The organism is Butyrivibrio sp. AC2005 (genome assembly GCF_000424145.1).
Lineage (GTDB): Bacteria > Bacillota > Clostridia > Lachnospirales > Lachnospiraceae > Butyrivibrio.
Genome location: NZ_KE384138.1, coordinates 471,192 through 485,422, shown reverse-complemented (window position 1 = coordinate 485,422; position 14,231 = coordinate 471,192). Strand labels below are relative to the sequence as shown.

14 protein-coding genes are annotated in these 14,231 nt (G+C 41.8%); all 14 read left to right on the top strand.

Features of this window, described 5'->3' with window-relative positions:
• The first annotated feature begins 146 nt into the window (after positions 1–146).
• Positions 147–755 (top strand): TetR/AcrR family transcriptional regulator, encoded by a 609-nt coding sequence (locus tag G602_RS29545; RefSeq protein ID WP_049945413.1) that lies wholly within the window; start codon positions 147–149, stop codon positions 753–755.
• A 57-nt stretch (positions 756–812) separates the two neighbouring features.
• Positions 813–1,739, top strand: coding sequence for a carbohydrate kinase family protein (locus tag G602_RS0122175; protein WP_026660986.1), 927 nt, complete (start codon positions 813–815; stop codon positions 1,737–1,739).
• Positions 1,740–1,810: 71 nt separating this feature from the next.
• A complete protein-coding gene (gene malQ / locus G602_RS0122170) occupies positions 1,811–3,346 on the top strand; it encodes a 4-alpha-glucanotransferase (RefSeq protein ID WP_026660984.1) in 1,536 nt (511 codons plus the stop codon).
• On the top strand, positions 3,339–4,379 hold the full coding sequence (locus tag G602_RS0122165) for a LacI family DNA-binding transcriptional regulator (RefSeq protein WP_026660983.1): 1,041 nt from the start codon (positions 3,339–3,341) through the stop codon (positions 4,377–4,379). Before malQ ends, G602_RS0122165 begins: the two co-directional genes overlap by 8 nt.
• Before the next feature lie 43 nt (positions 4,380–4,422).
• Positions 4,423–6,006, top strand: coding sequence for an extracellular solute-binding protein (locus G602_RS0122160; RefSeq protein WP_026660982.1), 1,584 nt, complete (start codon positions 4,423–4,425; stop codon positions 6,004–6,006).
• A 192-nt stretch (positions 6,007–6,198) separates the two neighbouring features.
• Positions 6,199–6,750, top strand: coding sequence for a DJ-1 family glyoxalase III (locus G602_RS0122155; protein WP_026660981.1), 552 nt, complete (start codon positions 6,199–6,201; stop codon positions 6,748–6,750).
• Positions 6,751–7,191: 441 nt separating this feature from the next.
• A complete protein-coding gene (locus G602_RS0122150) occupies positions 7,192–7,815 on the top strand; it encodes a hypothetical protein (RefSeq protein ID WP_049945412.1) in 624 nt (207 codons plus the stop codon).
• Positions 7,816–8,099: 284 nt separating this feature from the next.
• The gene (gene tig / locus G602_RS28050; protein ID WP_044933107.1) at positions 8,100–9,548 is read left to right on the top strand and encodes a trigger factor; all 1,449 of its coding nucleotides are present in this window, start codon (positions 8,100–8,102) and stop codon (positions 9,546–9,548) included.
• Positions 9,549–9,743: 195 nt separating this feature from the next.
• Positions 9,744–10,349, top strand: coding sequence for an ATP-dependent Clp endopeptidase proteolytic subunit ClpP (clpP, locus tag G602_RS0122140; protein ID WP_026660979.1), 606 nt, complete (start codon positions 9,744–9,746; stop codon positions 10,347–10,349).
• Positions 10,350–10,412: 63 nt separating this feature from the next.
• Positions 10,413–11,687 carry an ATP-dependent Clp protease ATP-binding subunit ClpX gene (gene clpX / locus G602_RS0122135; RefSeq protein WP_026660978.1) on the top strand — a complete coding sequence of 425 codons (1,275 nt, stop codon included), beginning with the start codon at positions 10,413–10,415 and terminating at the stop codon, positions 11,685–11,687.
• A gap of 50 nt (positions 11,688–11,737) precedes the next feature.
• Positions 11,738–12,364, top strand: a complete 627-nt coding sequence (gene yihA, locus G602_RS0122130) for a ribosome biogenesis GTP-binding protein YihA/YsxC (protein ID WP_026660977.1) — start codon at positions 11,738–11,740, stop codon at positions 12,362–12,364.
• 46 nt (positions 12,365–12,410) lie between these two features.
• Entirely contained in the window at positions 12,411–13,097 is a 687-nt protein-coding gene (locus tag G602_RS0122125) for an HdeD family acid-resistance protein (protein WP_207638185.1), read from the top strand.
• 107 nt (positions 13,098–13,204) lie between these two features.
• Complete coding sequence (locus G602_RS0122120; protein ID WP_026660975.1) at positions 13,205–13,813, top strand: hypothetical protein; 609 nt, start codon at positions 13,205–13,207, stop codon at positions 13,811–13,813.
• A 162-nt stretch (positions 13,814–13,975) separates the two neighbouring features.
• Positions 13,976–14,188, top strand: a complete 213-nt coding sequence (locus G602_RS0122115; RefSeq protein WP_026660973.1) for a hypothetical protein — start codon at positions 13,976–13,978, stop codon at positions 14,186–14,188.
• Positions 14,189–14,231: the final 43 nt, after the last annotated feature.

Here is a 14,231-nt window from a genome sequence, read left to right as displayed (position 1 = left end):
TTCAGAGAAATTTTATTCTGTAAAGAATATTTTATAACAATTCGTAAGATAAGAAAAGCATTTGACTTCAAATCGTTGAAAAAAGGTATATAAAATGCTATATTGAAATGGACTAGTCCGGTCAATTTTAGGAGAAATGTTTTTTCATGAACGAAAAATTTTTTGATCTTAAAAAAGAGAAGCAAGATCGTATTATTAATGCAGCACTTAGAGCTTTTGCTCTCGGTGGTTATATGCATGCCAGTACGGACGATATTGTGAAGATGGCCGGTATCAGTAAGGGACTAATTTTTCACTATTTTGAGACAAAGCTTGGATTGTATCAGTTTGTTTATGATTACAGTATTCGTGTCATCAATTTGGAGATTTCAACAGGCATATCTAGGGACATCACCGATTTTTTCACAATACGAGAGGAAGTAGAGAGGGTGTATTCATTGTGCATGCAGCAGTATCCGTACATTAAGCTGTTTTTGTACAATGCTGCAGTGGAGGACACACCTGAGGCTGCATCAGCAATATTGGACACAAGAGAGCACTATGATGAATCCATCAGAGCTATTCTTGACAGGGGTGATATCACAAGGTTTAAGCCTGAAGCCAACTATCAGATTGTTGATAACATGATTGAGATGGTAAACAAAGAGATACTTGAGCGAATGTTTCAGGAGGGCGTTTTCCAACCGGAAGACTACTATGAAGAAGTTTTGAAGTACATGGAAATGCTTCGTGCGATTTCGTACGATATGTTGTAATTGTTCAGAACAACTGTTTTTCTGAATAATGGTTACTAATCATATAAGGAGGCACACATGGGAAAATTCGTCGTAGCAGGAATTACGCAGGTTGAGACTATTGTAAGGGTCAACAAAGTTCCTATAGAATATGCGCCGCTTACTACAGAGGTGAACTCTATCTATACGGGACTTGGAGGCGATGCTTACAATGAATCTCTTGCGCTCAGATGGCTGGGAGATGAGGTTGAGTTCATGTCCATTATCGGACGTGATAAATCTGTAGAGGATCTCAATCCTCCAGGAACAAAGATTGAACTTTCTACAAAGTACGTCGTTCAACAGATGGAGGAAACACCAAACTGTGTAATATTGTATGACAGGGAACGCAGAAGACAGATATTTGAGGATATCAAGGACCTGCGTGACAAAGTCTACGACATGTCCATGTTTGCTCCGCTTGCAAGCTGGGCCGATATGGTTGTTCTGGCCAATGCGAATTTTTGCAGACCTTTTGCAATAGCTGCTGCCGAGAATGGCAGGAAGGTTGCGGTTAATATCCGTAATTTCTGCAGGGAAAAGGAAAAGTACAACAGAGATTTCCTGGATGCAGCAACCATCCTTTATTTCTCAGACGATCAGCTAGAAGAAGATCCATATGATTTCATAAGAGGAATCAGTAAGACCTACGGAACAGAGATTATCATAATGGGACGCGGCTCCAAGGGTGTTATTCTTTTTGATAAAAAGGGAGAGTTCATTGCCGATTACAAGACAGTTAAGACTAATGAGATTGTCAATACTGTCGGTGCCGGTAATGCTTTATTCTCATGCTTTTTACACTACTATCAGGAGACAGAGGACTCTGTCAATTCTATTAAGAATGCACTTTTGTTCTCATCCTATAAGATTGGATATATGGGAACCTCCAATGGTTTCATGACCACGGAGCAGATGGAGCAGTGGCGTAATCTTATCTGGGGTATAAGAGATAACGGACTGTGAGTTTTATAAAAAATTGCGTAACTCACATAATCAAATAATACAAATTTGTTGAATGATGAGGATAATAAAAAATGGCAAAAAAAGTTAAAAGTAAAAGAGCATGCGGCGTTCTGATGCCGATTTTCAGCCTTCCTTCAAAGTACGGTATCGGTGCTTTTTCAAAGGAAGCATATGATTTTGTGGATTTTCTTGCTAAGTCAGGACAGAGCTATTGGCAGATTCTTCCGCTTGGACCTACAAGCTATGGAGATTCACCGTATCAGTCATTTTCTACCTATGCAGGAAATCCTTATTTTATAGATCTTGAGAAGCTTATTTCAATGAAATTCCTTGATAAGGAGGAAGTGGATAAAGTCAATTTCGGTTCAAATGAAATTGAGATTAATTATGCAAGACTTTTCAAGACCCGCTACGAGGTTTTATATAAAGCATATGTAAACAGTGGTTTATCCGATAACAGCACAAAGAAGCCTGATGAGGATTTTAAGAAGGAATTTGATGAATATGTAAAGGATAATGCCGAGTGGCTTCCGGATTATGCACTTTATATGGCGCTTAAAAAGCGTTATGACGGACTTAGCTGGGTAGAGTGGCCTGAGGATTTACGACTTAGGAAAAAAGAGGCTCTTGATGCGGCAAATGTTAAGCATGCCGACAGAATCAGATTCCATGAGTTTATACAGTTCCTTTTCAGGAAACAATGGTTTGAACTCAAGGCTTATGCAAATGAAAAGGGTATAGATATTATCGGTGATATTCCGATTTATGTAGCATTTGATTCAGCTGACACATGGGCAAATCCCAAGCTCTTCCAGCTTGATAAAAAGAATATGCCTATTGCTGTGGCAGGATGCCCTCCGGATGCTTTTTCAAGAACAGGACAGCTTTGGGGCAATCCTCTCTACAAGTGGGATTATCATGAAAAGACAGGCTTTAAGTGGTGGATCAACCGTATAAAGAGCTGCTACGAGCTCTATGATGTTGTTCGTATCGATCACTTCCGCGGTTTTGATGAATACTATTCAATTCCGTTTGGCGATCCCACAGCTGAGAACGGACATTGGGTTAAGGGACCCGGCTACAAGCTTTTCGAGGTTATGAAAAAAGAGCTTGGAGACATAAGAGTCATCGCAGAGGACCTTGGATACCTTACACCTTCTGTTATTGCTCTTGTTAAGAGAACAAAGTTCCCAGGAATGAAGATTCTGCAGTTTGCTTTTGATGCGAGAGAAGAGAGTGATTATCTTCCTCACAATTATGTGCAGAACAGTATTGTTTATACAGGAACACATGATAATGAGACCACACTTGGCTGGTTTAACACTATTCCCAGAGAGGACAAGCGTTTTGCCAAGAAGTATCTGAACATTAAGTCCAATAAGGATATTGTGTGGGAGTTTATCCGTGCAACCTTTGCTTCTGTTTCAAATACGGCAGTAATTCCCATGCAGGATTATCTGGGACTTGGAAAAGAAGCCAGAATCAATACTCCTTCAACACTTGGTAAGAACTGGACATGGCGCATGAGCAGTGACGCAATCACAGATGAGCTTGCCGAGAGAATGCTTGATATGGCAAAGACATACGGAAGATGTTCAAATGTCTAAAATAACCATTGTTGATATAGCAAAAATGTGCGGTGTAGGCGTAAGTACGGTTTCGAGGGTGATCAACGGTCACCCTGACGTAAGTGCCGCAACCCGTGAAAGAATAACGGCTGTGATAAGGGAGACAGGTTTTGTCCCCAACGACAGCGCGCGTAATCTTAAACGCACCGATGCCAAATGCATCGGTGTACTTATAAAGGGAGTTACCAATCCATTTTTCTCCCCTATGATCGATATCATAGAACAGGAGATAGACAGACAGAAATATGCTCTGGTTCTAAGGCATGTTGAGGCTGACGAAGAGGAGGCCGATGTTGCCATGGAGCTGGAGACGGAGAAAAGACTGAGGGGTATTATTTTCCTGGGAGGTGGTTCGGAACAGTCCAGACTTAAACTGGGAGAGCTTAAGATTCCTGCAGTTTTTTCAACAATAGGTGCTTCGTCACTTGAGGAGGAGGGAAGAGGCGAATTCTCGACTGTTTCAGTTGACGACAGGCTTGAAGCAAGGCATATGACTCAGTATCTCATGAATCTGGGACATCAGAACATAGCCATAATGACTGAGGCTATGGGTAGAAGATCGGTAGGTCATTTGCGGCTTGAGGGCTACAAGGATGCTTATCTGGAGCGAGGTATGGCGGTCGATGAGGAATTGATATTCTACGTCGATCAGAACATGGAGCATTTTTCGGTAGAGAACGGATATAGGACAATGCAGAGAATGCTGTCTTCGGGAAAGGAGTTCTCTGCGGTTTTCTGCGCGACGGATTTGCTGGCTATAGGTGCGATACGTGCCATAGCAGATGCGGGACTTAAGGTTCCGGAGGATTTAAGCGTTTGCGGCTTTGACGGTATGGAAATAGGTAGATACATTAATCCGAGACTCACGACCATAAGGCAGCCACTTGATCAGATTTCAAGGGAAACGGTAAAGCTTTTGTTTGACATTATAGAGTCCAGAAGCAGCCATAGGCATATTACCTTTCCTGCGGAACTGTGCGTGGGTGAATCAACTTCCAAACGACATGTATGATTTGCTGTGAGAGTAGTACGAATGGTTTTAATGAGGACAGGCTATGCGCATTTTTTCCAGAACTATTAGCACTATTTTAACTATAACGCTTCTTTTTTCCTGTGCAGGGTGTTCCATTTTTGAAGAAAAAGAGAATGCCACATCCGATTATGCTATGGATGATGAGAATTATATTACCTGTATGGTATGGGACAGGGGCAATTTTCCTGAAGGCTATTCGGCTGATGATAATGCGCTTGCCAACTGGATCCGGGCAAAGGTAAAAGAGGAGTATGGGATAAATCTTCATTTTATCAGTGTAGACAGATCGACTTCAGATTCGACTATCAAGAAGATGGTGGATGAGGGAACTGCTCCGGATATAATTTTCACATACTCATCCTCAGTGTTCGGTTATATGACCAAGCAGGGTAAGGTTGCTGATCTTACTGAATCTCTCGAAAAATACGGAGACAATATTAAAGAGTATATAGGCGACATTCAGTACATGGGCTCCTACAATGACCTTCAGGTAGCGGTCATGAAGAGAAGGGGATTCAAGTCCCCAAGACATATGGCTTATATCCGCAGGGACTGGTGCGATATGCTTGGATTACCTGTTCCAACCAATAAAAAGGAATTGATAGATTATCTCTATGCAGTTAAGGAAAACAATCCCGGTGAAGTTGATGGAGTGATACCATGGGCAATGGGTGGGGATGTCAATTCAGAACGCTTTTACCAGGGCTTCGTGGGATCTTATGTAAATAACCTGTCTGACAGGGATGCATATATCTATTCCGAGCGATATATGGTAGTTGCGGATGGGGCAGTTGATGGTTTAAGAGAACTTAACAGGCTCTACAATGACGGCATTATTTCTCTTGATTTTACTGCAGATAAGGACAACTCTGCTTATGTAAAGGATGTCACTGAAGGAAAGGCAGGATTTTTTGTTGATGACGCTATGTCGCCATTTACATATATTTCTGAGCTTAAGGCAAAGGACTCCTCCGTCAGGGTAGATCCGGTGCTGTGCTTTGACCTTCAGGATGGAGGATATCGAAACGTGGCAGAGCCTGATTACGGAATGTATGTGATGGTTCCTGCTATCAGCAAGAATAAGACAGATGCGGCAATAAAGTATCTGAACTGGCTTGCAGATCCAGAAATCGCCGAAATGGTGAATTACACTCCGGATCATAAAAATACCAAGGCAGGAGCACCAATGGCAATGGCGAAGGATGAGCTCTATGCTATGGGATATTCCGGGAATCCGGATGATTATTGCATCGTAAACGGCCACTTTTCATTTGTGGACAGGAAAGATGGTCAGGTCTCAACCTGGGTAGAGAACTGTCCCTGGGAGAGCCAGGAGTGGTTTAATCATTTATATGACCTGTGTGTTGAAGATCAGTTCACTTTTCCCAGTACCAGCATGGTTCTTGATACCGAGGTGAAATATTCGGTTGAGCTTGATACAGCACTTGTTGAATATGCGTATAACCTGATATGCTGTCCGTCGGTAGATTTTGATAACCTTCAGAAGGATGAGTATGAGCATCTTAAGTCACTGGGGCTGGAAGAGGTTTTGGAAGAGCGTGGCAGAGTATTTGACTCCGGGGCAATAAAGGTTAAGGCAGAGTAATTATGGAATTTGTGTGATAACTGCCAGGTGATTTTTACAATAACTGCCAGGTGATTTTTACAATAACTGTCAGGTGTTTTTTACAATTGTGGATGGAAGGTTTGATTTAGGGTGGTTGTAGATTTTAAGTGATATATTTTTTCTCGATTATGGTTGATCGAAAAATTTTGGATGTTAGGGAGGATAAAAGGAATGGCAAATATTGCAATTTTTCTGGCAGATGGATTTGAGGAAATTGAGGGACTGACAGTTGTGGATATCTGCAGAAGAGCAGGACTCACAATTGATATGGTTTCTGTTATGGGAACTCTTCAGGTGACAGGTTCTCATGGAATAGAAGTTAAGGCTGACAAACTTCTTGATGAAGTGAAATTTGACGAGATGGATATGCTTGTGCTTCCGGGAGGAATGCCTGGAACAACCAATCTTGAGAAGACAGAGAAGCTTGTGGAGCAGATTCGCGCTTTTGATGCAGCAGGAAAATATATAAGTGCTATCTGCGCTGCCCCCGGTGTGTTTGGAAGAGCCGGTCTCTTACAGGGAAGAAAAGCCTGTGTTTATCCGGGTCTTGAAGGTGAGCTTAAGGGCGCTGATGTACAGATGACAGAGACTACGGTTGACGGACATATTCTCACCAGCCGCGGAATGGGAACAGCAATCCCCTTTGCCCTTGCTATTGTAGAACGCTTCTGCGGAAAAGAGACTGCAGATAAGCTTGGTAAGGGAATTGTGTTCAGGGTTTGACAGGGATAGCGTTTAGGTGTTGATTAGGCATCATGGTTAGGGACGATAAGTAATTGTGAATAGGTGCTTGCTTTTAATGCTTGTGTTTGCTGCTTACTTTGTAGTTTGTTTTTTGTGGTGCGTGCAATCAATACCCTGGGATAATGGATATTTGCTGTAATCAGGGTAGGCAAATACAACAAGATGCCCTGGAATGAAAGAGATTAGTTGCAATCAGGGTAGAGGTTAACAACAAATGCCCTGGAATGAGAGAAATTAGCTGTAATCAGGGTAGGAGATGTGCAACATATGCCCTGGAATGAGAGAAATTAGCTGTAATCAGGGTAGAGGTAAACAACAAATACCCTGAAAGGCGCGAGATTTGTTGGAATCAGGGCAGAGGCAAAAAACAAATACCCTGGAAGATGAGGGAATTGCTGTAAGTAGGGCAGACATAGAAAAATGGGAATAGAAATAGAAAGAAAATTCACAATTAAAAAGCTTCCGGAGAATCTGGAACAGTACCCCGTGCATGTTATAGAGCAGGGGTATCTTAATGTGGCGCCGGCGATCAGGGTAAGACGCCAGGATGACAGTTACTATATGACTTACAAAAGGCGCAAGGATTTTGGAAAAATTGATGAGGCTGATATAGTCAAAAAAAAGGATTGCTGTGAACAGGCAGAAAAGGGAGAAACATTGCCAGTACAGGCATCGACAGCTCATACTGAAATCGGCCAGACAGAATATAACATGCCTCTCGATAAGACATCCTATGAGCATCTTGTAGAAAAAGCCGATGGAAATGTGATAAGGAAAAAGAGATATCTCATCCCACTTAATTCCGATGGATTTGATGATGAGTTTTTGGAGAATAATAAAGAAGTAAAGGATGCGCTGGCAACTAATAAAATAAAGATAGAACTCGACGTATTCGGGCCTCCCTTTGAAGGAAGGCTTCTCGCCGAGGTTGAGTTCCCGAGTGAGGAGGCAGCAGCGGCATATCATCCTGCCGAGTGGTTTGATGAGGATGTGACTGGAGATCTGAAGTATAGCAATGCCCACATGAGTGCTGAGATACTATAAAGTATAGCAATGCCCACATGAGCGCTGAGATACTATAAAGTATAGCAATGTATACATGATTGCCGAGTAAGATTAAAAATGACTATTCAGAGTCAAGACTCGGAAATATTTAAAAATAAAAATTAGTAGAAATTATTGACAACCTGTGCTATAATCTGTAGGCGACTGTGCCAAGGAGATATAGTGCAGGTCGTTTTTATATAGATAAAAACAGCACAAAATCATTTGTGTAAACAATTTTTTATATCTTAGAGATATGCAGTAATAGGAGGAATAAGAATTCAATGAGCGTATCAGTAGAAAAGCTCGAGAAGAGCATGGCTAAGCTTACAATCGAAGTAGAAGCAGAGTCTTTTGACAAAGCAATTGACAAGGTTTACAACAAGCAGAAGAATAAGATCCAGATTCCCGGATTCCGTAAGGGTAAGGCTCCCCGTCATATGATCGAGCGTATGTACGGTAAGGAAGTATTCTTTGAGGATGCTGCTAACGAAGTTATCAACGAAGAGTATCCTAAGGCTGTAGAAGAGTGCGGTGAGGACGTTGTATCCAATCCTGATATTGAGGTATCACAGATCGAGGCTGGTAAGCCTTTCATCTTTACAGCAACTGTAGCTCTTAAGCCTGAAGTTAAGCTTGGTAAGTACAAGGGTGTTGAGGTTGAGAAGGTGGACCTTGACGTAACTGAGGACGAGATCAACGCTGAGATCGACCAGGAGAGAAGCAGAAATGCCAGAACAATCGAGGTTACAGATCGTAACGTAGAGGATGGTGATATCGTAACTCTTGACTTCGAGGGATTTGTTGACGGTGTTGCTTTCGAAGGTGGTAAGGGCACAGATTATCCTCTTACAATCGGTTCAGGTTCTTTCATCCCCGGATTCGAGGAGCAGCTTGTAGGCTTCGAAATCGGAAAAGAGGGTGAAGTTAACGTAACATTCCCTGAGGATTATCATTCAGAGGATCTCGCTGGTAAGGCTGCAACATTCAAGTGCACAGTTAAGGGCATCAAGACAAGAGAGCTTCCTGAGCTCAACGATGAGTTTGCAAGCGATGTTTCTGATTTTGAGACAGTAGATGAGTATAAAGAAGATGTTAAGAAGAAGCTCACAGAGCGCAAAGAGGCTGAGGCTAAGGCTAAGCGTGAGGATGAAGCAGTTAAGGCTGTTATCGAGGATTCTGAGATGGAGCTTCCTGAGAAGATGGTTGAGACACAGCAGCGCCAGATCGTTAACGATTTTGCTCAGAGACTTCAGTATCAGGGCATGAACATGCAGCAGTACATGCAGTACACAGGCAATACAGTTGAGCAGCTTATGGAGCAGGTTAAGCCTCAGGCTGTTGAGCGTATCCAGTCAAGACTTGTTCTTGAAGCAGTTGCTGCAGCTGAGAAGTTCGAGATCGCTGAGGAAGAGATCAAGGAAGAGCTTGAGAAGATGGCTAAGCAGTACAACATGGAAGTTGAGAAGGTTAAGGAGTTCATGGGTGACCGTGAGATCAAGACTCTTAAGGATGACCTCCTTGTTCAGAAGGCAGCTAAGTTCCTTGTAGAGAACGCTAAGGAAGTTGGTGCTAAGAAGGCTACAAGAAAGGCAGCAGCTAAGAAGTCTGATGATGCAGCTGAGGAGAAGCCGAAGCGCACACGCAAGACAGCAGCTAAGAAGGACGACGATGCAGCTGAGGAGAAGCCGAAGCGCACACGTAAGACAGCAGCTAAGAAGACTGAAGAGTAATCACTTTTCTTAAATAAATAGGATTACAATCTCCCTGAATTTTCAATGTTCAGGGAGATTTTTATTTTGTCGGATCATGCAGACTTGAGAAAATCATTTTTTGCGCGCATTTATCAAAGGTTGCGTAAAATCAATAAAGTGGGGTATAATGGTTTGGTATTATATATAAAATATAACAGAGAGGAAGCGATTTAAATGAGTTTAATACCTTATGTCATAGAACAGACGAGCCGTGGTGAGCGCTCATACGATATTTATTCAAGACTTTTGAAGGAGCGTATTGTATTCCTTGGTGAAGAAGTTAACTCTGTTTCAGCAAGTGTTGTAGTAGCACAGCTGCTTTTCCTTGAAGCTGAAGATCCCAGTAAGGACATTCATATGTATATCAACAGCCCCGGTGGTGAGATCACATCCGGTATGGCTATTTATGATACCATGCATTATATCAAGTGCGATGTAAGCACAATCTGTATCGGTATGGCTGCAAGTATGGGAGCATTCCTTCTTGCAGGTGGTGCTAAGGGTAAGCGTATGGCTCTTCCCAATGCAGAGATTATGATCCATCAGCCTCTTGGCGGAACTCAGGGGCAGGCTACTGAGATTGAGATTGCAGCTAAGCACATTATCCGTACAAAAGAAAAACTGAATACATTATTATCCGAGAACACAGGAAAGCCTTATGAGCAGATCGCTGCAGATACTGAGCGTGATAACTGGATGACAGCTCAGGAGGCTCTTGAGTATGGCCTTATTGATTCTGTAATCGAATCAAGACCTAAGGATGAGGAAAAAGATAAATAAGACTGATAATCCTTAAGGGTTAGGGATTTGATATTATAAGATTTTTTAGAAGGAAAACAAATTATGGCAGGAAAAAACAACGGTGAAATTCGTTGCTCATTTTGTAACAAGACACAGAATCAGGTTAAGAAGCTGATAGCAGGTCCCGCAGGTGTTTATATCTGTGATGAGTGTGTCGATATCTGTGCAGATATCATCGAAGAGGAATTCGAAGATGAGCCGATAGCTCATGACGACAGGGATATCAATCTTTTAAAGCCTGTTGAGATCAAGAACTTCCTTGACGATTATGTAATCGGTCAGGATGAAGCAAAAAAGGTTCTCTCTGTAGCAGTATACAATCATTATAAGCGTGTTATGGCGCCTAAGGCTCACAATGCCGATGATGAAGTAGAGCTTCAGAAGAGTAACATAATAATGGTCGGCCCTACCGGATCAGGTAAGACTTACCTTGCTCAGACACTTGCTAAGATAATAAATGTTCCGTTTGCGATTGCTGATGCGACAACTCTTACAGAAGCCGGTTATGTCGGTGAGGACGTAGAGAATATTCTCTTAAAGCTTATCCAGGCTGCTGACTATGATGTAGAGCGTGCTCAGTATGGTATTGTTTATATTGATGAGATTGATAAGATCACTAAGAAAAGTGAGAATGTATCAATAACTCGTGACGTTTCAGGTGAAGGTGTTCAGCAGGCACTCCTTAAGATAATCGAGGGAACAACTGCCAGCGTTCCTCCGCAGGGCGGACGTAAACATCCACATCAGGAGCTTATTCAGATTGACACATCCAATATCCTGTTCATCTGCGGTGGTGCCTTTGACGGACTTGAAAAGATTGTCGAGGCAAGACTTGACCGCAACTCAATCGGTTTTAATGCAGAGATAGCTGATAAGAGCGAGAGAGAGATAGGTGAAGTGTTAAAAGAGGTTACACCTCAGGATCTTACAAAGTTCGGACTTATTCCTGAATTCGTCGGACGTGTTCCGATTTGTGTAACTCTTGAAGGACTTAATAAGGAAGCGCTTGTACGTATTCTTACAGAACCCAGAAATGCTCTTGTAAAGCAGTATCAGAAACTGTTTGATTTTGATGATGTTAAGCTTTCCTTTGAGGACGATGCAATTGATAAGATTGCAGCACTTGCTCATGAGAGAAAGACAGGAGCAAGAGGTCTTAGATCCATCATGGAAAAGGCTATGATGGATGTTATGTATGAGATTCCTTCGGATGACAACATTTCAGAATGTGTTGTTACAGAGGAAGCGGTAAACGGCTCTTCAAGTCCTCTTATTGTATACAAGGATGAGGCTAAGAGGCTTAAACCTGCGAAGTAATTTTGGGGCAGAGATGCAGTGCATCCCTGCCTTTTCTTAAAGAGGTTTTTATGGTAATCAAGAAAGTAAATTTAGAGACAGTAATAGGAATAACAAGCAAGCTTCCTCAAAATGACAAGCCGGAGTTTGCGTTTGCCGGAAAAAGTAATGTGGGAAAATCATCCCTTATCAACGGACTGATGAATCGTAAGCATTATGCGCGCGTCAGTCAGGAGCCGGGAAAAACGCAGACAATAAACTATTACAATATCAATAATGAATTCTATCTTGTGGATCTTCCTGGCTATGGATTTGCCAAGGTCCCTGACTCGGTGAAAAAGCAGTGGGGAAAAATGATTGAGAATTACCTGAATAAGTCTGTGATGCTGAAACAGGTTTTCCTGCTGATAGATATAAGACATGAGCCTTCGGCTAACGACAAGCTGATGTATGACTGGATTGTGGCAAACGGGGCTAACCCGATTATAATTGCAACCAAATCCGATAAGCTAAAGAAAAGTCAGATAGAGAAGCATCTTAACATGATAAAGGAAACTCTGGGTATGCCTGAGGATGGGCTCCTTCTTCCGTTCTCTGCTCAAAGTAAGGCCGGAAGAGAGGAAATCTATGAGGTAATGGACAGGCTTCTCGAGGAATGCAGGCCCAAGGAAGATATGCCTGAGGAAGACGGGGAATAAAAAGGACTGTCTGCATTTTTACTATGATATGAAAAAGGTGACTGACATGGGATTTTTTATAAGACTTAAGAAGAATATATTATTTGATGCTATAGCGCTTTTGGTAGTTGGGTTTGTTTTAATTTTTTTGCCGGGAACTTCACTTAATATCCTTACAAAGGTTATAGGCGGAGCTGTACTGGCTGCGGGTGTTATTTCTGTTGTAACAGGACTTGCATCTAAGAATCAGAACTTAATAACAAAAAATGGTTCGATAGGCTTTGGGCTTATTATAGCGGTTATTGGATTATGGATTCTTATAAATCCCGGATTTTTTGAGGCGCTGATTCCTGTTATAGCAGGAACAATTATGCTTTTTAGCGGTCTGATGAACCTGGGAGAGACCCTGAGCCTTGGAAGAAACAGCTATAAAAACTGGTGGATCGCACTCATTCTTGCTGGCCTTACCATTGGTGCAGGTTTATTTCTTATTATGAAGCCTGAACTTATCATGAAATATATAGTTCAGATAATTGGCGCTGCGCTTGTTTATAACGGTGCATCCAATCTCTGGATAATCTCCAGAATTCATAAGGTTGAAAAGGTAAATAAAAAAGAAATAATCGATGTGGAAAGCAGGGATGTAACAGGGGAGCCGGAAGGCTCAAAGGTTGTTATGGATGTGGAAGGTGAAATACATCCGGCGTCAGGGGAGAGGCAGGAGATAATTGACGTCGAAAGCAAGGACTTATAAGTAGAGAGTAAGCATTTAAAAGCACGGAAAACAGTTGCAGTTCTGTATACGGTTTTGTACAATTATATTAATGATTTTAAGTTTCTTACTTGAAGGGGGTAATTCTTATGCAGGAAAAGAAGTTAAGTTCTTTAATGCGCTGTCATTTGGTAGTTAGTGCAATACTCGGTATATTGAGCATAGTGTCCGTTGTGATGATCGCAATTGCTTTAATAAGAGGCACGGTTCCTCCAGAAATGGTAACCGTACATATTGCCACAATGGCCGGATATATCACAATAGTTATTGCTATATGCGCCGGTGTTACCTATTTGCTTAAAGGAGCCGGAAAAGACGTAGCAGATTTATATAAAATTTTCATGCTGTTTGTGGCAGCTTCCAGTATATGTTCACTTGTTTCCTGCCTTATAATAATGTCGGGAAATGCTAATGCAGAAGCTGGCACAGGAGTAAACGGTAACGCAATTGGATGCGTTATTATGCTTGTTAAAGTAGTTTTACTGCTCCTCTTATGGTCGGGTAAAGATATAGGTAGGACAAGAACCTGGGGAGTGTTTATTCTGATAGTGGCAATGGATATAGTATTTGGGGTGGTAGGTTCTGCTCTGAATATCGCTGCAAGAATCGTTCTGCTTGCATCAAGACTTATTACAGATTTGACAATTGCTTTTGCAATCCGTGAAAAATATATGGATAAAGCGATGCGTGGAAGATGATGATATATTTTCTCCTGAAACGAATTTAATATTTCTGATACAGAGACTTTCAAGACTTTATAGTTTTGGAAGTCTTTTTTGTAAAGCCTAAAATCATTTTTATTTTTGATACTGACTATCAAAGAGTGCATCCATATACAGACAGAGGTGTACTCCTGAAACTTGATCTATCTTGAGCCTGAACGCTTCAGGGATGCGTCCGATGATATCTGGAATGTCTATTTTTTCAGTGAAGAGCCGGACGGATATTTCAAGGATGCTCATATGGACCTTTCTCTGATTGTCCCACTTTCGGAGAAAGCAAAGCTGCGGGAATGGGAAAAGTCAAAGCTGGGAACTGTCAAAGCGTATATTTTGACCATGGTATCGCTATAATACATCAAAGGAAAAATATATGTTTTTTGATTAGCACTCACTA